We start from the raw sequence: 21,324 nt of genomic DNA, 5'->3' as shown, positions 1-21,324 counted from the left end.
GTGCAGATTTCAGCCCACGATCAGCGGCGTGCCGATCGACAGGCGATTCGGATCGTGCGCGACCGACGGATTGAGCTGCAGGATCTCGTTCAGCGCGCGCGCATCCTGTTCGCCGCGCGTCATCGTCTGCTGATCGGCGCGCGACACGTGCGCGGCATCGAGCAGCGACTGACGATGCTGGTCGGCGATGACCCACAGCGAATCGCCTTCGATGACGATGTAGGGCTGCGCGCTGGACGTGCTAGGCGTGCTCGGCGTGCTCGATGTGCCCGACGGGGCAGTCGGCGTTGCCGGCGTCGCCGGTGCCACGTGCACGTGCACGTGCGTGCCTGACGGCGGCCCCACCGGCGGGCTGGGCGGTTTCGTCGAGCCTGTCGGCGGCGTCGATTTGCCGCTGCCGCTGCCGCTGCCGCCGAACGCCGTATAGAGCCAGTTGCCGACGTAGATGCCGATCGGCGCGAGCAGCAGGATCGTCGGCATCTTGCCGGTGACGCGCTTCGTCAGGTTCGGGAAATGCGTGTCGGTGCGTGCGAGCGCGAGCAGCGTCGCGGAGCTCAAGGACGAGATCGCCATCGGCAGGTTCGCGTGAATCGTCGGCGCCGAGCCGACGAACGGCCCGATGTAGCCGCCCGCGATGCTCGCGAGGTCGGAAGCGGTGTCGATGAAGCGCACGACGCGGCTGCGCCGCTCGATGCTCAGGTGCGTGAACGCGCTCGCCTGAACGAGCCCCGTGTAGGTGAGGCCGAGCAGCGCGCCGGTGGTGCCGAGGAACGGCACCAGCGAAGGATCCTGGAGCAGCGTATGCAGCGACAGCTCGCCGAGGCTCGCGTAGCCGGCGATCGCCGCCGTGCGGCCGACCTTGCCGAGGAAGCGGCGCGGATTGCCGTGATGGAGCTGCTGGATCGACGTGCCGGCCAGCACCCCCTGCATCTGCTGGACCATGTCGTTCGCGATCAGCTTCGTGTATTCGACCGTCTTGTCGGCGGGCAGCGACTGCCTGCGATGCAGTTCGAGCTGCAGGTTGATCTTCGCGCGGCCTTCGTCCGCCAGCCGGATCAGCGACGCGCGACGCTGGTCCTCGTGCATCCGGTGCGCCGACAACTGATTGTTGAGGCCGCTCATGAAGCGGTCGATCACATGGTTGAAGAGCCGCGGATCGCCGCTTTGCAGCGCGCGCAGCGTGTCCTGATGCAACGCCTGGACGAGGCGGCCGGTCCGCACGCCGACGAACGTCGTGTTGGCCGCCTGCTTGTAGTTCGTCGGCGTGAGGCCGATGTGATGGACGGCGACGCCGGCACCGATGCCGACCATCCCGGACAGCACGTTCTTCCAGTTGAGCAGCGACCATGAGCGCTCCACCTGCTGCAGGCGCAGCGCATTCAGTTCGGCGTAGGCGGCGAGCGGATCGTCTGCCGCGACGTGCGCGACCGCCTGCGCGCTGACGAGCCGGCTGTCGCTGACGGGCAGCGAGTCGTCGACGATCAATGCCGGTTGCCGGACGATCTCGCGCCACGGCGCGAGCGGCGCCGGGCCGCTCTGGCCGGGCCGCAGCGTCGTGTCCTGGCCGGGTGCGCGAAGCCGGGCGCCGACGCTCGTCAGCCAGGTCTCGGTGAACTTGCGGCCGGGCGCGTCCGCCTTCGGTGCGGATTGCCGGTTTGCCGCCCAGGCCCGGGTCGCGAACGTCGACGTCGCGTAACGCGCGCGATTCAGCAGCCGCGTCGTGTTGCCTTCGTAGATCCCCTGCCGCAAGGCCGCGATCGCGTCGGGCGGCAGGCCCCTGGCGCGGCCGATCCGCTCGATTTCGGCCAGCAGCATCTGGTGCTGGTCCGCCAGCGTGGCGCGGTCGACGCGCTCGAACACGCGCGTCAGCGCATCCGAGCCGTGCAACCGCTCGAGCGTGCTTTCGACCGGTTTCGCGCCGGCCCGCGCGGCGGCTTCCGCCTGCGCGCGGTCGACGAGCATCGTGGCCAGCGCGGTCGTCAGTTCCTGATTCGCGATGAAGTCGGCGCCGTGCGTGGCGTACGACAGGCCGACATGCACCCATTTGAGCGTCGGCCGGTCGAGCAGCGAGTTGACGAGCGCCAGATGGCCCGCGCCCGGCACCGGCTCCGGCACGGCATCCCAACCGTGAAACGTCACCATCACGTGCGGCGCAGGGGAGCCCGGGTGCGCGTCGGCCCACGACTCGAGCAGCTCGCCGAGGCGTGCGTGATGGTGATAGCCGTCGTTGGTGCCGGCCAGATGCCGGTTGTCCTCCGACGACACGAGCGCGCGCGCGGGCGCCATTTCGAGGCGCAGCAGGAAACCTGCCTGCGATGCCGCGTCGAGCCACCGATGCAGATTCGCCTCGGTCAGGTCGTCGAGATGCATGACGGCGCCGTTCTCGCCGGTGATCGTGCCTTCCCAGTAGTCGATCTTCGCGGTCTTCTGGTTGCCGATCGATTTCACGTCGTCGACGAATTCCGGGTCGTGCTTCGCGCCGCGCGTGGCGTTGAGCGTGTGCGGATCGATCGGGATCGTCACGACCGGCATCACGCCGCCGTTGCGCACGATCTGCCGGACGAACGGCGCCGGATCGTCGGACAGCCGGTGCGCGCGGCTCATCGGTACCATGCGGTTCTGCAATGCCTCGCTGGTCCCGAGGAACGCGCGCCGCAGCGCGCGATCGGTGGCCGCGGCCGTGCTCAGGCCACGCTGCGCGCGCTTCCAGAACGGCACCGGCGCATAGCGCGCGCCACCGCCGGACCAGTCGCGCGCCACGTACAGCGGCATGCCGGTGCCGCGCCACGCGGCTGCGTCGGCCATCATCGCCGGCGGCGGCGCATCGGGCGGCGTGTCGATCAGTTCGAGCGACGCGAGGCGCGGGTCGCGTTCCCGCTTCGCGAGCGCGTCGATCCGTTCGAGGTGCGCAAACAGGCCGGACACGTTGCCGTTGCCATACAGGCGCTTCCATTCGACGAGCGTCGCGCTGACGAGCGACGGCTGGTACGGCCTGATCCTGAGCTTCGGGTTGGCGGGCACGGGCTGGCCGAGGCGCTTGGCAGCGTCCTTCTCGGTCTTGATCTGCTTCTTCAGCGCGTTGCGCGCGCGGCGCGCGTCACGCGCCTGCTGGCTCGCCCACGTGCGCAGCGACGCGAACGTGCCGGGCGACTTGTCCCGTTCGATCGCTTCGAGGTGCGCGAGGCGCCGCGTCAGCGCCGCGAGCCGTGTGCCGCGCGCATGCGCGGCCAGTTCGGCGGGCGTCAGTTCGGTCAGCAGCAGATGCACGTTGGCGCCGTATGGGCCGTCGCCGATCGGCGACGACTCGAGCGGCACGCCCGGCGCGGACGGGTTGTGCGGGTCGTGCCACGTCAGCTTGCCGTTCGCGTCGGGCACCAGCACGCCCTCGGGCGCGTCGAGCCGGTCGGTCAGCGGTTCCGCGGTGTCGTAGACGTAGATATGATGCTTGCCCGCCTCGAGGCCGCCGAATTCGGCGACGCTGAGCAGATGCACGGCGTTGTGGCCGCTGAAATCGAGTGCCGCGTCCTTGCCGGCGGGCAACACGTTCTTCTCGAACAGTCGCGTAGCCGGATCGGTCGCGCGCGTGCCGCCGGCGGGGAGGGCGGCGCCGGTGCGCCCGCGTCCGAGCACCGCGGCGGTGCGGTTGCGTGTCAGCAAGGCGACGCGGCGCGGCGCGTTCAGCGTTCTCGTGAGCCCCAGGTGGCCGAGATAGCGCAGGCCCGGCCGCGGCAGTTTGTCGGGCTTGCCGGCTTTCGGCGGCTTGACCGGATCGAAGCGGTTGCCGACCCGTTCGAGCGTTGCCGGGGCGATGCTGCTGACCGCGAACGTCATGCCGCGCGCGCGTGCTCGCGTGAGCGGCACGCCGTGCGATTTGCCGTGCGGCCGTACGCGCACTTGCGCACGTCGCGGGTACGCGCCGGCCAGGGACCGTTGCGCGACACGGGTGTGCGCCAGGGGCGCGTTCTCCTGGTATTGCCAGACGCCGTGGCTGCTGTCGTAGCGTGCGTGGCCGCGAATCTCGCCGCTTGCCTGGTCGACCGCGTAGATCGTGTCGGACTCGGCGGCCGCCGCGATCGCCTTGTGCGCGCTGCGGTAGTGCTTCGTATTGTCCAGCGCGAGGATCGCGGCGACGTAGCGGTGGGTCACGCGGCCGGGCTGCGTGAACGTCACCGGCTTGCCGTCGCGCACGGGCTCGATCTTCGCGACCCCGCCGAGCGACCGCAGTTCGTTGAGCGACACCGGCGACGCATGGAACGCGAAGGCCTGGCGGGCGGCCGCGGCCTGCGCGGGATCGGCCGCGTCCAGCGCGGTGTCCAGCGCGGCGCCGAGCAATTCCCGTTCGTCCTGCGTGAGCGTGTTGCCGACGAATTTCGGCGGCTTGATCGCGCCGTTCGCATCGATGCGCGCGGAAGCGACGAATTCGGGCGCCGCGTCGGGCGTCACCGGGCCGGCGCGCGCAATCAGCAGTTCGGTATCGACGCCGGTTTGCCGCACGAGTGCGCGCAGCGACGGCGCATGCGTGCCGTCGACGCGTCTGAGCGTGCGCATGCCGCGTTCGTCGAGCCACGCGCGCGCCCGCGTCATTTCCGCGCTGTCGATCGCGTAGCGGCCGCGCCGAGCGCCGCCGCGCGCCGGTGCCGCGAGCTTCGCCGGCGCCGGCCGGCCGGCGAATTCGGCGCGCGCCTGCCCGGCGTACAGCGTGCGATAGGTCGGCTTGCCGGGCAGCGACGTGCGCATGTCGCCGAACGTATCGGCGAGCGCATCGAGCGCTGCCTCGTCGCCGCTCGCGAACGCGTGCTCCGCCGCGCGTGCGAGCGTCTCCGGGAGTTGCGCGTGCGCGGCGATGTCGGGGCCGCCGGCCGCCAGGATTTCGTCGCGCACGCGACACGCGTTGAGTTGCGCACGCGCTTCCGCGAGCAGCAGGCTCCTCACATACGCTTCGGGGCTGCTGCGGTCGATGCCGAGGGTGTCCGTCGAGATGTCGACGCTGTGCTGCGCCTCGTGCGCGAGTGCGAACACCAGCGTGCCGGCGCGACGCGTGTTGCCGTCGAGGACGATCACGCGCCGCGCCGCGTCCACGTATTGGCCGCCGCCGGGGGCGCCGAGCTTCACCTTCCACCCGTCGCACCGCGCGAGCCGCATCTGCGCCCGCAGCGTCGGCGAACGCGCGGCCAGCGCGTGCGCGTGCAGCTTCAGCACGATGCCGCGGAAGGTCGTGACGACGCGCCCGATCGCGCCGGGCCGCGGCGCATACGCGCCGGCTTCGACGAACGCCGGATGCGCGAGCCGGATACGGCCGGTCTCGATCCCGTCGTGGATCTTCGCGGCGACTTCGTCGATTCGCCCGAGCACGCTGCCGTCCGGGTCGGCGCCGGGCCGGAGGTGGCCGGGATCGTGCAGCATCACGTCGCCGTTGCGGCCGAACAGCACCTGGAAGTCGTACAGCAGATGGTGCGTCTGCGTGACGCGGCGGATCCGCTCGAGGTCGGCCAGACCCTTGCCTGACACCACGCTCGGCAGGCCGATGTCGAGCTCCACGTCGACGCTGCTGAGCTGCGCGGACGGCTTCAGCACGACCGCGACGCGATTCCCGACGGTGAACGGCCCGTCGGTGGTGCTGGTCGGCAACGCGTAGACGTCGCGCAGCATCGCGAGCCCGCTCTGTTCGAGATCGACCGCCGCATGGGCGTCGGCGACGCCGTCGGCCGAGTCGTCGCGGTACACGCCGATCGCCTGTCCGGCGCCGCCGTCGAACACGGTCTTGTCCGCTCCCGAGCCCAGCACCGGCCCGAGGAAATCCGCCGGATCGGCGCGCCTGGCGGGATCGCCGCCGAGATGGAGGTGGCCGTGCACGGGGTCGACCGACAGCTCGCCGAGCGACGGCTGGCGATACGCGGCCGGCACGTAGCGGTTCATTCCGACCAGGTCGGTCAACGCGCCCGCTGCGCCGACCGCGTCCGGATGCGCGGTGTAGATCGCGCGCTGCCACAGGTTCGTGAGCTGCGCGGCCGCGCCTTCGTTCGCGTGCCGCGCCGACAGGATCGTCGTATAGCCCGGGTCGGACGGCGGCGGATTGAGCAGCGTGAACGTGTGCGGATCGACGGGCTGCCCGTCGGGGCCGAGCAGCGTGCCGTCGGGCAGCGTCTCGGCGGGCACGATCGCGAGACGCGTGACCGGATCGATCAGGATGCGGCCGTCGCGCAGGAACGACAGCGTATCGAGCGGCGGCGGGCCGCCGGCGCCGAACGGCGACGCGTCGCGCGCGGCGTTGGCCTGCGACCACGCCGCACGCTGCGCCTGGATCTCGCGCATCGTGTGCGGCCCGTCGTTCGCGTCGCCGCGCGTGGCGCGTGTTTCCGGCGCCGGCATCGCGCGCATGCCGCGTGCCTTTGCACGCGCGTGCGCGTCGCCGTAGAACGCCGTGTACGTCTTGCCGCCGGTGCCCGACACAGCCGCATCGGCGAATGCATCGGCGAGCCGCGCGACGGCGACGGCGGGATCGGTCGACGGTTGCCACGCGTCGGCTTCGCGCTGCAGCGCATCGGGCAACCGCACCGTCGCGGCGATGTCGATGCCGCTCGTCAGCTTGATTTCGTAGCGTGCCTCGAATGCGTTGATCTGCGCGCGCGCCTCGGCTTCGAAGGCCGTCCGCGAGAAACGGCCGCGGTCGCTGTAGTCGAGCCCGAGCGTGCCTTCGATCGCCTCGACCGCATGCTTGGTCTCGTGCGCGAGCACGTACGTCATCGATTCGGGGTCGGCCAGCGCACCGTCGATCGTCACGCGCCTGTGCTTCGTATCGATCCGGCTGCCGCCGCCGCGCTTGCCGACGCGCACGCGCCAGCCGTTGGCGTCGAGCATGCGCAATTGCGCCGCGAGCGTGTCCGACTGCAGCGCGAGCGTGGTGACGGCGTCGGGCAGCGGTACGCCGCCGACGCGCATCCGCACGCGCGTGATCGGCGACGGCTTCTGCACGAACGCGTCGGACGGCAGCCCTCCGTCACGTTGCGCGAGCGTGGTGCCGGTTTCATTCGACTGGAGCCAGCGTACGACGCCGCGCTCGATTTCCGCGAGCCGCGACAGCGACATCTGGTGCGATCCGTAGTCGTCGCGGCGAATCCGTCCGGGATCGCTGACCAGGAAGTCGCCGGAGCGCGTGAAGATGCCCTGCAGGTCGAAGCCGATGTCGGACTGGTGGAGCACATCGTGCAGCCGCAGGATGTTCTGGATTCCCGCGCGCGAGATGTAGGACGGCAGGGCGCCTGTCGCGAACGCGTCGCTGTGGAACACGCCGAGCGGATGGACCAGCGCGGAGACGATGCCGCCCAGCGAGCGAAACGGACCGTGCAGCTGCACGGTGCGTACGCCCAGCGCTTCGAGTTCCTGAAGCGCCTGACGTTCGGCGTTCACGAGCTGCTCGTCGGCCGCGCGCCGTGCGTCGAGCGATTCGGGCGCCTCCAGCGGCGCCAACGGCGTGGGGCCGTGATCGACCGTGACGAGCGCCGCGTCGTCGCCGAGCGTGAACGCGGTCTTGCGCGCGCCCGCGCCAAGCAGTGCGCCGACGTTGTGCTCGACGTCGATCCGCGTGCCCGGGTCGCCGGCGAGATGGACGCCCTCGGCGTCGGCCGCGAGTTCGCCGAGGGTGTGCGGCGCAGCGGGCGCCGGGTCGAAGCGGTGGAACACGCGCGTGTCGAGCACGGCCGCGTCGTCGCCGATGGCACGCTCGGGCGGCGCGTAGACGGCGCGCTGCAACACGTTCGCGAGCCGCGCGGCGGTTTCATTGCCGCCGTGCTTCGCGGACAGCACGATCGTGTCGGCGTCCTTGACCAGCCTCCACGGCGCCTGGGCGAGCGTGTATTCGTGCACATTGGCCGGCTCGCCGTCGACGAGCAGCGTGCCGTCCGGCAGCGTGTCCGCGTGCAGCACGAGCAGGTTGCGGTCCGGCAATCGCGCCATGTGCCCGTCGCGGCGCGCGTGCAGGTCGGCCGGGTCGGGTGCCGGGCGGCCGTCGCCGAACGGCGACGCGAGCACCGCATGCGCGTGGCTCCACGCGGTGCGCGCGTCGAGATGTTGCCTGCCGTCCGGCGCGTCGCCGGCGGCGTGCATGCGCGGCGCGGGCATGCGGCGCGGAATGTCGCCGCGGCGCTTCTGGTGCGCCCAAACGTCGTCGTAGAACGCGCTGAAGGTCTGCCCGTCGCGTCCTGACACCGGCGCATCGGCGAACAGGTCGGCGAGCCGCCCGACCGTTCCCGTGTAATCGCCCGACGTGCGCTGCCAGTCGACGCCCTCGCGCGCGATCCCTTCGGGCAGATGCGCGTGTTCGGCGATGTCGACACCGCTCGAGAGGGCGATCTCGTAGCGTGCCTCGAACGCGTTGATCTGCGCGCGCGCCTCCGCTTCGAGGGCCTTGCGCGTGAAACGGCCGCGGTCGCCATAGTCGGGCTTCAGCACTCCGTGCATCGCTTCCACCGCTTGTCGCGCCTCGCCGGCGAGCGTGTACGTGATGCCGCCGGGATCCTTGAGCGCGCCGTCGATCGTCATGCGGCGCCTGCGCGGATCGATGTAGCTGCCGCCGCCTCGCTTGCCGACCTTCACGCGCCAGCCGGCGTCGTGGAGCATGCGCAGTTGCGTCACGAGGGTCGCCGACTGCATCGCGAGCGCCTGCACGGCCTCGGGGAGCGGCGCGCCGCCGAAACGGAACTGCACCTGCGTGTAGCGGCCGGGTTTATCCGGCGCGGCCGCTTCGGGCGGTGCGGCTTCCGTCAATTCCGGGTGCGCCGCCGCGAGATCGGTATCGGTCAGCGCCGCGGCGTCGCTCGTCGTTGCGGATCGCGGCTTTGCGCCGTCCGCGCGCGCGGCGGGCGCCGTGCGGGATTCGTCCGGTGCCGTCCCGTCGCGGGCAGGCGCACGCTGCGCCGCATCGGTGCGTTCCGGGCGGATCAGCACGAGCACCCGGTTCGGCGGGCTGAACCTGCCGTCGAGCGCGTTCACCGGTTGACGCGTCGCGGCGGGTTGCGGCACCGCAGGCTCGTTCGGGCCGCGCCTGCCGGCGAGCGCGATCACCGTATCGTCGCGCGGGTCGCGTGGCGAACTTGCGTGCGGCGTTTCGTCGGCGGCCACATGGCCGGCCGCCGCCCCGGTTTCCGGCGCCGGGTCGAAGCGGAGCACGCGCGCATCGGGGCGCAGCTGGCCGTCGGTGCCGAACGCGTCGGGCGCGGCCGCATAAATGGCCTTCTGCCAGCGGTTCGCGAGTTCGGGCGCGAGTAGCCCGTCGTGTTCGCCCGCGACGACGATGACGGGTTCCTCGAGGTCCTGCGGGCGGACGCCGCCGACGGCGGGGGCGTCCGCTTCGGCGCCGTCGCGGACGATGTACACCGTGCGGTCGCCGATCTTCATCGGTTCCGCGCGCGGCCCGCGCGGTACCGCGATGCCGGCCGGGTCGGACGTCGCCGGACGGGTGGCGGGCGCCTCGTCCGCGAGATCGACGACCCGGACGTTGACGCGCGGTCGCGCGGCCCCGGGCGTCTCGCGATTGCTGGCGCCGGCCGGCGTATCGGTGTCGAACGGGCGATACCGCATCGCGTGCGCGTCGGCGCTGCGCCGGTTGCTGCCTGCATTCGTCGCGTGATCGGCATCGCTTTCGTCGCGCTGCTCGTCGATGCGTGCGCGTTCCTCGCTCGTGCGCCGCGTGCTGCGCGCGTCGGTCGCGGCGCTCGCCGTGTCGTCCTGGGTCGTCGTCTGCGCGAGGCTGCGTGCCGTCTGTTCGCCGCCGTTCTCGGCGGTGTACGCGTCGCGCGCCTGCTGCAACGCGCTGTCGAGCAGATCGAGCCGCGTTCTCGCCGCTATCTTCGGCGTCGTGCTCATCCGGCCGCCCGGGCCGAACGACAGGCTTTCGCCCGTGTCGGTCAGCGAGTCGATGCGCGTGCCGTTGGTCCAGTTCTTGTCGGAAACCGAAGCGAGCGACAGTTTTCCGTCCGCGCCGAGCACGACGGATTCGCCCGTCGGCAACGCCTTGCGCGACGCGTTGTCGAGCATGCGGATCGGCTTGCCGTCATAGGTCAGCACGTTGTCGCCGACCATCAGCGTGCCGTCGTGCGACACCGTCACGCGCTCGCCGTCGAAGGTCGCGCGATTGCGGCCGGCCGCGAGCGACGCGTCGCCGCCGTTGTTCAGCAGTTGCCGGATCGTCTGGCCGTCGATCGTCACCGCCTTGCCGTCCGTCGTGCGCGCGACGATGCCGGTGCGATTGACGACGCCCGTGACCGCGCGCGCCTTGAGCCCGCCCGCGGCGATCAGCGCGACGTTCGTGAGGCCGCCGACGAGCGCCTTGTTGCCCGCGTCGGCATTGCCGCTGAGGTAGTCGGCCCCGGCCTCGAAGAACGACTCGGTCGCACCGGCCACGCCGGTCCCGACCGCGAAGACCTTCGTGGCGCCGCGGAGGAACGACGCCACTTTCGGCATGCGCGTCAGCCCCGTGACGCCGCGCATGAACAGCTTGCTGCCGACGAGCTTCGACGCCCCCGCCGCGCCCATCGGTATCAGGTTGATGAAATCCGAGCGCGCTCCCGCGTCGCTCAACGGGTTGAAGCTGCGGCCATGGTCCGCACGGTTCGCGAGGTCGAGCGCCGAACTCGTCATCGTCGCGGCGATCGACGTATACGCCATGCCGGTGCCGATGACGTTCAGCGTCGCGCCAAGCGGCAGGCCGAGCACCGTCGCGTCGAGCACGCCGCCGATGCCTTCGAGCACCATCCCGCCGATCAGCATCCCGAGATTGAGCTTGGTGCCCGTCAGCGTGTTGAGGAAACTGTCGAAGCCGCTGTCGTGGTGCGCCGCGCGCGACACGATCTGCAGCGTGCCGTCCGCGTTGTGGCCGGTCGCGATGTCCACCGTGCCGTCCGACGACAGTTCGTTGTTGTCGATGTAGTCGTTGATGTCGTGGTACGTGCTGCCCGTCTCGTCCACGAACTGCGTGACGCCTTTGGTGTCCTTGACTTCGAAGAGCGCGGTCGTCTGCATGCCGATGTCTTTCGCGGCATACACGATCGGCCGCACGCTGATCTGCGTGCCGGCGCCGCCACCGATCTTCAGCAGCGTGTTGCGCACGCCGTCGATCGCCGACAGCTTGTCCTTGTCGGTGAAGTGCGTCTGCGTGTCGTTGGCGACCGAGGAGGTCGACGAAGGATCGCCGCCGACATCCGGCGACATGCCGAGCGCGACACCGATCAGGTTGCGCTGCTGCGTGTCGCTCAGCTTGCCGAAATCGATCGTCGCGCCGTTGCCGGTGTTCGCGCCCGCGACGTCGAGCAGCGTGTTCGACATGTCGCTGCGATGCGCCGAATAGAAGTCGCGCGCTGCCTTCTGGTAGTCCTTGTACGCGTCCGAGTGATCGTCCGTCACGTAGCGCAGGCGCTCGTCGAGGCCCGCATCGAACTGGTCCATCAGCACCTGTCGATGCGCCAGTTCGCCCATCAACTGCAGCCGCTGCACCGTGTTGTCCGCGTTCTGCGCGTCCTGCTTCGCCTGGTCGAGCTCGCTCTGGTGCGGGTTCGGCAGCGGCGGCGAAAAGGCCGGCAGGATGTCGCCGTCGGCGACTTGCCGGAAGCGCGGCGGTGCCGGATGCGACGCCTGCCAGTCGTCGTATTTCTGCTGGATATTCGTCAGCGAGTCGTGCTTCTGCGATTGCAGGTCGCGCGCCTGGGCGAGCGCCGCGTTCGTGGCGCGCTCGTTGACCGAATCGGACAGGCGATCGTCGGCCGCCCGGATCGCGCCCGCGACGACGCGCAGGCGTTGCGCATCGGCCAGCGTCGGGCCGGCGTCCGCCGTGCCGGTCGCCGTCGCATCGCTTTGCGCGGGCTGGAGCGGGTTCGTCACGAACGGCGACGTGTCGAGCGACGGCGTGCCGCCCGCAAGTGGATTCGCTGCCGGGTTCGCCGCCGAAAACGGCGATGCGAACAGCGGCGCCGCGCCGGGCAGGTTCGCCGTGCCGTTCGCGGCCGTGCTCCACGGCGGCGAAAACAGCGGCGACGCATTCAGCCAGTTCGGCTGCACGCGGCACATGGTCGGCGGCTTCGCCGTCGCCTTCACCGTCGCCTCGATCTGCGCGGCCTGGTCGTCGTACTGCTGCGCGAGCGATCCGCCATACGCGACGACGAACGCATCGTGCGCGATGCTTGCCTGCTGCTTCGCCATTTGCAGTTGCGTGTACGGGTCGCTCGGATCGTCGTCGATCCTCGCATGCTTGCCGCGGAAGTTTGCCTGCAGCGTGTCGGCCTGCTGTTGCGTGGACAACATCTGCAGATAGCTGCTGCTCGTGCCTGCGGCGGTCTGCGCGCGATCGAGCACGGTCTTGTCCTTCTCGATCGCGCCGGGCGCGACGACCGTCGGGCCTTCCTTGCCGTGGTCCGCGTCCGATTGCTGCTGCGCCTGCACGAGCGTCACGTTGTCGTTTGCCGCCGAGAGCGCGGCATTGGCGTAGTTCGCGTCCTTCGCGGCGGTCGTGACGGCCTGCTGCGCGGCGTCCATGGACGCCGGTGCATCCGGCAGCGACACCTCCAGGTTCAGCGGCGCGAGCGCGTCGTTCAGCTTCCCGACGCCGGCGTCGACGGCCGCCTTGTAGTCGGGATCGGCAAGGTATGACTGAAACTGCGTATAGGCGAGATTCGAGTTCGCGATATCCGCGTAGTATTTCGCCTCGCCCGCGGCGGCATGTGCGTCGGCGGTCTGCCAGTCGTCGTACGCGCGGATCTGGACAGGTGTCTTGCAGTCGCTCGCCTGCGGCGCCCAGTTCTTGTCGTTCGGATCGTGCGGGGAGTCGGGAAACAGCGCCTGCAGCGCGGCGAGCTTCTGGTCGGCGAGATTGCGCGCGTCGCCCGGATTCGTGATTTCGCCCGTATCCGACTGCACCATGCCGGCAGGCATGTCGTTCGTCGCCTGTTCGCCGTACAGGATCATGTAGCCCGCGTCGGTCGTGACGTTCAGGTTGCGCTGAGCATCGTCGGCGGCGGCACGCGCCTTCGCGTAGCTGGCCTGGGCGGCATTGCGTTCGTCGGGCGTCGACTCGGGGTCGCGGTTGGCGAGGTGCAGCACGTTCTGCGCGCCCTGCAGCGATTGCGATGCGGTGTCGTATTGCGTCTGCGCGTCCTGGATCGCCTTCTGCACCGCCCGCGTCTTGTCGTTCTCGACCGTGATGTCGGGCGGCGGCGGCCTGTATTGCGCGGCCATGTTCTGGATCAGCGACGTCGCGGATGCGATTTCCGGGTTGGTCGGCTTCGACGGGTCGGTGAACGGCGTGGCCGTCACGGGAATCGGCGGCGCCACGGTCGGGTTGGCCGGGCCGGTCGACGAATCGTCCTTTTGCGGCGGGGGAGGCGGCGCGACGACCGGGTCCAGCGTGTCGGACAGGAAGCGTTGCCAGTTGACGCCCAGTCCCATTCCGTCGATCGACAGCATGCTCGTCTCCCTTACGCGCGCGATGCGCGTCCCGCACGGCGCCACGTGCGCCACGATGCGATCCGACGAGTGTAGGGAGACGAATTGCGGCCGGATCCTCGCCGTTTCGTAGCGCGGCGTGCCGGCCGCCGCGCACGGCTACGGTGCGCTACGAGACGCGCGCGGCCCCGCGCCGGCGGCGTGCCTGGGGCTGCGCGGCCGATGTTCCCGCCCCGGAAAACGGGCCGCGCGCCGTTACTGGTCGAGGCACCGCACGCACAGCCGCTTCGCCTGGCTCGCCGACAATCCGCGACACATCATCACGACCGGTCGCGCATGGCACGACGGCGCGTCGGCGGAGGCCGCGGGCGACGCGAGCCTGCGCGCGCGCTCGGGCGGTGTGGTGGCGGCCGCGTCCATGCGCCGTTGTCGCGCGGGCGGCGGCATGTCGCGCACGACCGGAATCGGTTCGACGCCGCCTTCGCGTGCGTTGCGCTGCGCGCTCGCGACGACGCGGCTCACATAGCCGCTCGAGAACCCGGTCGTGAAGTTGCCGCTGTAGTAGCACGACAGCGCCGCGCGCAGCGCGGCCTGCGCGGAGCGGCCGGTGTTCGACGAGCGCGCGAAGCATTCGGTCAGGATCGCGCCGCCCGCCCGCAGGTTGCGGCACGGTTCGAACATCGTCGTGTCGTCGAGGCCGTATTTCGCGAAGTTTCGTTCGTTAACCTGAGCAAGGCCGACGCTGTAGCTGAAGCCGCGCGCGGCCAGCTCGCTTGCGGTCGCGCGTGCTTCGTCGAGCGACGCGGGCTGGCGCGTCAGATGGCCGCCGACCACGCCGATCGCATACGGATTGAAGCCGGATTCGGTGCGCACGAGCGCGGCGAGCGTGTCGGGATCGACGTTCGGCGCGCAGGCGCGCGCGAGCTGCGCGAAGCCCGCGGCGCTGCCCGCCGCGTGCGCGCCGCGCGGCTGCATGCCCGCGCATGCGAGCGTCAGCGCGAGCATCGCGCACAGGCTCGCGACGACGCCGCGCGGGCCGCGCGCGCTCATCCCGCCCCCGCCACGCGATACGACAGCACGAGCCCGTGCACGAGCAGCGACCAGCCGTCGAGCGCGACGAACAGCAGCAGCTTGAACGGCACCGAGATCGTCGTCGGCGAGATCATCTGCATGCCTAATGCGAGCAGGATGTTCGCGACCAGCAGGTCGACGACGATGAACACGATGTAGATCACGAAACCGATCTGGAATGCCTTCGTCAGCTCGGCGAGCGTGAAGCTCGGCACCAGCACGAGCAGGTCGTCGTCCTTGATGCCGTCCGCGCGGTTCTTCGGCCAGACCGACGTCGCGGTGCGCACGAAGAATTCGCGGTCGCGCTGCCGCGTGTGCGACACCAGGAAATCCTTGACCGGCGGCAGCGCGGCATCGGCGAGCGCGCCGATGTCGGCGGTCGACAATTGTCCCGATGCGTCGAAGTGGCGGGCTTGCAGCGCGTCGCGGATCGACATCCCGACCGGCGCCATGATGAACAGCGACAGGATCAGCGCGATGCCGTTGAGCACGAGGTTCGGCGGCACCTGCTGGATCCCGAGCGCGGAGCGCAGCAGGCCGAGCACGACCACGAGCTTCGTGTAGCTCGTCACCATCAGCGCCGCGAACGGCGCGATGCCGAGCGCGGCGATCACCGCGATCAGCGCGACCGGATTCGGCAGGCTGCCCATCGTTCAGCGCTCGCGCGGCGCGGGCTGCGTCAGCGTGACGACGCGCACGCCGAGCTTCTGGCCGACCGCGATCAGATGGCCGGTGCCAATCAGCATCCCGTTCGCGACGAGATGGATCACGCTCTGGTTGATGCCTTGCTGCAGTTCGATCACCGCGCCGGGCTGCAGCGTGCCGAGTTCGCCGAGCGGGATCGACGTGGGCGGCAATTCGAAGCGTAGGTCGACCGCGAGGCCGTCGAGCGAGCGCGGCGCATCGTCGGGCGACGCATCGTGCGCGGTCGCGGTGGCGGGCGGGGTGTCGGTGCGGGTCGGTTCCAAAGGCATCTCCCTGATTCGTTCGACGGTCAGCCGGTTCCCCGACGGCCGTCCGGTGATCTCCCACGCCGGCGCGGCCGGCACCCGCGCCACGCACAGCAGGTTCTGCTCGTGCGCGCGCCAGCGCTCGATCGCGATGATGTCGCCGCTGACGACGTCGGCCAGCTCGGCCGTCGTCAGCTCGGTCCGGCCGATCTCGAAAACCAGCGGCACCGGCAGGCTTGCATACGCGGCGCGCGTGTCGGGCCGCGCGGCCGCCGGCGCCGCGAAGAACACCGCGAGCGCGTCCGGCGCATCGAACAGCAGCGCGCCGTGGCAGCGCCATGCGCCGTCGGCGCGACGCAGTTCGAAGCGCAGCGCGGCCGGCGCGGTGCGCCATGCGGGCACGCTCGCCGGCGGCGGCAGCAGTTCCACGCGCTGCCGTGTCGCGGCTTGCAGCACCGCCGCGAGCGGCGCGGCGAGGTCGGCGAGCAGCGCCGCGCGGATCACGGCCGGCACGGCCGGGTCGGCCGCGTCGCCGAGCCATGCGTTTTCCGCGACCGGATCGATCCACAGCGTGCCGGCGGCCGGGCCGATGACGAAGCGGTACGCGTGCGCGTCGGCGGCCGGTTCGGCGTCGACGCGCCAGCGCACCTCGTACGCGTGTTCGCCGAGCGTGACCGGGACCGCGCCCGTGGCGCCGTACGCATGCGACAGCCCGCGCGCGGCGGCGGCGGACAGGCGCGGCAGCCACGGCGACGCGTCGAGCGCGACCGCGGCCGGCGGGGGCGGGATGGCGGGCGCCGCGGCGGGCGGGGTGGCAGCGGCGGGCGAGGCCCGGTTCGCGGCGTCGCCGGCGTCGGCATTCGTCAGGGACAGCGCAGGCACGGCGGGATCGGGGCGGATTCGGCGTTGGTTCGACGGGTTGTTGTGGCCGGCGGCGCAGGGGGCGCGCGGCTGCTGCGTCGATTGTAGGGACGGCGCCGGCCGCGTGCCGCGCCGGAATCCGTAGTCGCGCGCATCCGCCGGCCGCGCGGGCGGCGGCGAGCTACGAAGCCTGCTGCGCGGCGGCGTGGCCGCGTGCGGCGCGTCGCGCGCACAAAGGCAACCGCCGCCCGGAGGCGGCGGTCGTGGCGCGGCGGGGCACGCGTGCCGGGCCGCGCGGCGCCGCACGGCGGACGTGCGGCGCGGTGGGGAGTCTTGCCGGCGCGCCGCGCAGTGGCGGCGCGCGGGTGAGCCGTGACGCGTTACGCGTAGTCGGCAGCCAGCGCCTGCTGCGGCGCGGCGCGCAGGATCGGCGCCGCGTCGTGGCGCTCGACGTGCGTCATGGCCGCGCCGAACAGCACCAGCCGATAGCCGACCGCATAAATCGGGATGATCCGCAGGTTCTTGTCGTGATCGAGCTGCAGCTTCGAACGGATGCGCGAGATGTGGGTGTCGAGCGTGCGCGACGACACGCCGAGCTCGCGGCCCCAGACCGCTTCCTGGATCGCTTGCCGCGGCACGATCTTGTTCATGTTGTCGAGCAGGAATTCGACGACGTCGAATTCACGCGGCGTGACGTCGACGACTTTGTTGTCGATTTCGATCGTGCGGCGCACGAAGTTGATTTTTATATTGTCGATGTACAGGTATTTGCAATCCATGTTGGCCCTCGCATGTCCGTAAAGGAGTGTTTGCGGGTCATGTACCGCAACTTCCGGGCCAGGGATGGTCCGTCGGGCGTCGATGGGGGGCGGGGGCGGGGCTGGCGGCGCGCCGGCCTTGAATCTAAAAGAATTTTTAACGCGGGATGCGCGGCGGGCTTCGGAAGGGTCGGAGCAACATTGAAGGATTGTTACGTAGCATCCGGGGGGAACGTTACGGGCGTTACGGGCGGTGTTACGTGGGGGCGGAGACTTAGGCCGATCAAGCCGGGCAACGGCCGGACGGTGAAACCGGCATCGAACCGTCCCGCGCCGGACGGATTGCCACGTCGAATCAACGGGTTGGGCAGCTTTTCGCCGATTTCGAAAGCGCCATCGGGACCTGCCCCGGCAGAAAGAAAGCCGGCCGCGCGACACTCCCGCCGCGCGGCCGGCGTTTCACTTGCCCGTCAAGCCTTCGCCGTATCGCCCGAATCGAACGGCAGCACGTAATGCCGCTTGCCGGTCGCGGCGAAGATCGCGTTGGCGACCGCCGGGCCTACCGGCGCGACACCCGGCTCGCCGACGCCGGTCGGCGCCTCGGCCGACGGCACGATGTGCACCTCGACCTTCGGCATCTCCGCCATCCGCAGCACGTGATAGCCGTCGAAGTTGCGCTGCTCGACCTGGCCGTCCTTCAGCGTGATCGCGCTATGCAGCGCCGCGCCGAGCCCGAAGCCGATGCCGCCTTCCATCTGCGCGGCGACGATGTCGGGGTTGATCGCGATCCCGCAGTCGACCGCGCACACCACGCGTTCGACCTTCACCTTGCCGTCGGCGTCGATCGACACTTCCGCGACCTGCGCGACATAGCTCTTGAACGCCTCGGCCACCGCGATCCCGCGCCCGCGGCCCTTCGGCAGCGGCTTCGCCGGATCCCAGCCGGCCTTCTGCGCGGCCAGCTCGAGCACGGCGCGCATCCGCGGCTCCTTCTCGAGCAGGTCGCGGCGGAACAGGTACGGATCCTTGCCGGCCGCGTGCGCGGCTTCGTCGATGAACGCCTCGACCGCGTAGGCGGTGTGCGAGCTGCCGACCACGCGCCACCACAGCACGGGCAGGCCGACCTTGGTGGTCGTGAGTTCGACCGATACGTTCGGCACCGCGTACGGCAGGTTCGCCGCGCCCTCGACCGACGTCGCGTCGATCCCGTTCTTGACCATGAACGCCTCGAACGGCGTGCCGGCGAGGATCGACTGGCCGACGATCCGGTGGCGCCAGCCGACCAGCTTGCCGTCCGCGGTCAACCCCGCGTCGAGCTTGTGGAAGTACATCGGGCGATAGAAGCCGCCCTGGATGTCGTCCTCGCGCGTCCACTGCAGCTTGACCGGCTTGCCGTCCGCGCCGAGCGCCTTCGCGATCGACACGGCCTCGACCACGTAGTCCGACCACGCGTTCGCGCGCCGGCCGAAGCTGCCGCCCGCGTACAGCGTGTGGATCTGCACCTGCTCGGGCTTCAGGCCCGCGACCCGGGCGGCGTTGCCCTGGTCGACCGTCTGGAACTGGTCGCCGGCCCAGATCTCGCAGCTGTTCGCGGTCAGCTTGACGACCGCGTCGAGCGGCTCCATCGGCGCGTGCGCGAGATACGGGAATTCGTACGTCGCGCTGACCTTGCGCGCGGCACCCGCGATCGCCGCATCGGCGTCGCCATCCTTGCGCGCCGACGCGCCGGGTTTCGCCGCGAGCTGCCGGTACTCGCGCATGATCTCCGCCGACCCGCGCTTCTCGGCGTTCGTTTCGTCCCAGTCGATCTTCAGCGCGTCGCGGCCCTGTTTCGCGGCCCAGAAGCCGGTCGCGACGACCGCCACGCCGCCCGGCACCTGCACGACCGACACCACGCCCGGCACGGCCTTCGCGGCCGTCGCGTCGAACGACTTGACCGTCGCGCCGAAGCGCGGCGGGCGCTGCAGCAGCGCGACGCGCATGCCGGGGAAGGTCGTGTCGAGCGTGAAATGCGCGGTGCCGTTCGACTTGGCCGACCCGTCCACGCGCGGAATGCGATGGCCGATCAGCTTGAAGTCGGCCGGCTGCTTCAGCGTGACCTTGTCGGGCACCGGCAGTTTCGATGCGTCGGCGACCAGCGTGCCGTAGGCGGCCGTCTTGCCGCTCTTCGCGTGCGTGACGACGCCGTCGGCGGTGGTCAGTTCGCCGGCCGGCACCTTCCAGCGCGCCGCCGCGGCCGACACGAGCATCGCGCGGGCCTTGCCGCCCGCTTCGCGCAGTTGCTGCCACGAGTTCGACATGGCCGAGCTGCCGCCCGTGCCCTGCATCGTGCCGAACGCGAGGTTCGCGTAGCGTTTCGCGTCGGCCGGCGCGCTTTCGACGCGTACGCTCGACCAGTCGGCGTCGAGCTCCTCGGCGACGATCGTCGCGATGCCCGTGTACGCACCCTGGCCCATTTCAACGTGTTTCGCGATGACGGTGACCGCGCCGTCGGGCGTGATGCGCAGGAATGCGTTCGGCGCGAAGTCGGCGGCGGGGGCCGTCGCGGCGAGCGCGCGGCGGCCGAGGCCGGCCCATTCGAAACCGATCGTCAGGCTGACGGCGGCCGCGGCGCCCGCGGCCTTCAGAAATGTGCGGCGCGACGGCCGCACCGAATCGCGATTGTCGAGTTCGATCGTCATGGTCAGGCTCCCAGCGTCGCGGCCGCGTCGTGGATCGCGGCCCGGATGCGGGCGTAGGTCGCACAGCGGCAGATGTTGCCGTTCATCGCGGCGTCGATGTCCGCGTCGGTCGGCTTCGGGTTCTGTTCGAGCAAGGCGGTGGCCGACATGATCTGGCCGGACTGGCAATAGCCGCACTGCGGCACCTGCAGCTTCACCCAGGCGGCCTGCACGGCCTGCGCGGGCTTGCTCTGCAGGCCTTCGATCGTGGTGACGTGCTTGCCCGCGATGCCGGCGAGCGGCAGCACGCACGAGCGCACCGCCTGGCCTTCGAGATGGACGGTGCACGCGCCGCACTGCGCCATGCCGCAGCCGAACTTCGTGCCGGTCAGTCCCGCGTGCTCGCGGATCGCCCAGAGGACGGGCATCGACGGATCGGCGTCGAGCGTAACGTTCTTGCCGTTGAGGACAAACGAGGTAGGCATATTGGTATGTCTCCATGGGGAAAACCCGGCATGCGCCCGGTTAGCGGGCAGTGTGCGCGAGCGCGCGTTTTTTGCGTCTACCCAATCCTGCAAATTTATTGAACAATCCTGCAAGTCCCCGGCGCGGCGGCGAGCGATTCGCTATGCTCGCGCGATTCAGGGAAACGAAGCGAGGAACCCGTCATGGACATGACCGATATCGCGGCGTCGCGCGAATCCGGGCGGCGCGAACTGGCATCGCTGATCGCCCGCTTCGCGCCGACCGACGGCTCCCACTCGACGGCCGTGCCGGCGCTGATGCTGCACCGGCACGGGCATCCGGTCGATCTCGGCTGCGGCGTGTCGCGCGCCGCGCTCGTGATCGCCGCGCAGGGCGCGAAGCGTGTGATCGTGGGCGGCCAGGCTTACGAATACGACACGCGGAACTGCCTGATTGCGTCGATCGACTTGCCGATTCTCTCGCGCGTCACGCAGGCGTCGCCGGACGCGCCTTACCTGTGCCTGTCGCTCACGCTCGATCCGCAGCGCATCGTCGAACTCGCGGCCGAGATGCGGCTGCCGGAGCCGGATGCCGGCCCCGAAGGCGAGGGCATCGCGCTTGCCGAGCTGACGCCGCCGCTGTTCGATGCCGCGCTGCGGCTGTTGCGGCTGCTCGATACGCCGGCCGACATTCCGGTGGTCGCGCCGCTGATCGAAAAGGAACTGCTGTACCGGCTGATGACGAGCGGGCAGGGCACGCGGCTGCGGCACATGGCAGTCGCCGGCAGCCAGACGCACCGGATCGCACGCGCGATCGAATGGATCCGCGATCACTACGCGGAGCCGATGCGCGTCGACACGCTCGCGCAGGCGGTCAACATGAGCGTGTCGTCGCTACACCATCACTTCAAGCACGTGACTACGCTGAGCCCGCTGCAGTATCAGAAGCAACTGCGGCTGCACGAAGCGCGGCGGCTATTGCTGCGGCAGGGCGGCGACGTCGGGTCCGTGGCCGCGACCGTCGGCTATGAAAGCGCGTCGCAGTTCAGCCGCGAATACAGCCGGCTGTTCGGCGCGCCGCCGATGCGCGACGTCGTGCATCTGCGCAAGAAGGAATTGCTCGGCACATAGC

General features: G+C 70.5%; 8 protein-coding genes. 1 reads left to right on the top strand and 7 read right to left on the bottom strand.

What is annotated here, in order from left to right; translation table 11 throughout:
• Positions 1-9: 9 nt before the first annotated feature.
• From HWX25_RS27500 to HWX25_RS27470, 7 genes are all read right to left on the bottom strand, one after another.
• Complete coding sequence (locus HWX25_RS27500; protein ID WP_175911594.1) at positions 10-13,449, bottom strand: LWXIA domain-containing protein; 13,440 nt, start codon at positions 13,447-13,449, stop codon at positions 10-12.
• 234 nt (positions 13,450-13,683) lie between these two features.
• Positions 13,684-14,478, bottom strand: a complete 795-nt coding sequence (locus tag HWX25_RS27495; RefSeq protein WP_175911593.1) for a lytic transglycosylase domain-containing protein — start codon at positions 14,476-14,478, stop codon at positions 13,684-13,686.
• Positions 14,475-15,149, bottom strand: coding sequence for a type III secretion system export apparatus subunit SctR (gene sctR / locus HWX25_RS27490; RefSeq protein WP_044847619.1), 675 nt, complete (start codon positions 15,147-15,149; stop codon positions 14,475-14,477). Before sctR ends, HWX25_RS27495 begins: the two co-directional genes overlap by 4 nt.
• Positions 15,150-15,152: 3 nt before the next feature.
• Complete coding sequence (sctQ, locus tag HWX25_RS27485) at positions 15,153-16,331, bottom strand: type III secretion system cytoplasmic ring protein SctQ (RefSeq protein ID WP_175911592.1); 1,179 nt, start codon at positions 16,329-16,331, stop codon at positions 15,153-15,155.
• Positions 16,332-16,690: 359 nt separating this feature from the next.
• Positions 16,691-17,089: a winged helix-turn-helix domain-containing protein gene (locus HWX25_RS27480; protein WP_059526731.1), complete on the bottom strand. Its 399-nt coding sequence runs from the start codon at positions 17,087-17,089 to the stop codon at positions 16,691-16,693.
• 449 nt (positions 17,090-17,538) lie between these two features.
• The gene (locus HWX25_RS27475; RefSeq protein WP_175911591.1) at positions 17,539-19,749 is read right to left on the bottom strand and encodes a xanthine dehydrogenase family protein molybdopterin-binding subunit; all 2,211 of its coding nucleotides are present in this window, start codon (positions 19,747-19,749) and stop codon (positions 17,539-17,541) included.
• Positions 19,750-19,751: 2 nt separating this feature from the next.
• Positions 19,752-20,213, bottom strand: coding sequence for a (2Fe-2S)-binding protein (locus tag HWX25_RS27470; protein WP_059468378.1), 462 nt, complete (start codon positions 20,211-20,213; stop codon positions 19,752-19,754).
• Positions 20,214-20,396: 183 nt separating this feature from the next.
• On the opposite strand from HWX25_RS27470, the gene HWX25_RS27465 reads away from it, so the two are divergent.
• Entirely contained in the window at positions 20,397-21,323 is a 927-nt protein-coding gene (locus tag HWX25_RS27465; protein WP_059692145.1) for an AraC family transcriptional regulator, read from the top strand.
• Position 21,324: the final 1 nt, after the last annotated feature.

Origin of the sequence: Burkholderia sp. BCC1640, assembly GCF_902833125.1 — a bacterium.
Classification (GTDB): domain Bacteria; phylum Pseudomonadota; class Gammaproteobacteria; order Burkholderiales; family Burkholderiaceae; genus Burkholderia; species Burkholderia diffusa.
Note: the sequence above shows the minus strand (reverse complement) of the source record. Positions and strands in the feature narration are given on the sequence as shown.

Coding starts and splice junctions, on each gene's coding strand:
- HWX25_RS27465 (WP_059692145.1), top strand. CDS start 20,397: ATGGACATGACCGATATCGCGGCGTCGCGCGAATCCGGGCGGCGCGAA.
- sctR (WP_044847619.1), bottom strand. CDS start 15,149: ATGGGCAGCCTGCCGAATCCGGTCGCGCTGATCGCGGTGATCGCCGCG.
- HWX25_RS27475 (WP_175911591.1), bottom strand. CDS start 19,749: ATGACGATCGAACTCGACAATCGCGATTCGGTGCGGCCGTCGCGCCGC.
- HWX25_RS27480 (WP_059526731.1), bottom strand. CDS start 17,089: ATGGATTGCAAATACCTGTACATCGACAATATAAAAATCAACTTCGTG.
- HWX25_RS27500 (WP_175911594.1), bottom strand. CDS start 13,449: ATGCTGTCGATCGACGGAATGGGACTGGGCGTCAACTGGCAACGCTTC.
- HWX25_RS27470 (WP_059468378.1), bottom strand. CDS start 20,213: ATGCCTACCTCGTTTGTCCTCAACGGCAAGAACGTTACGCTCGACGCC.
- HWX25_RS27495 (WP_175911593.1), bottom strand. CDS start 14,478: ATGAGCGCGCGCGGCCCGCGCGGCGTCGTCGCGAGCCTGTGCGCGATG.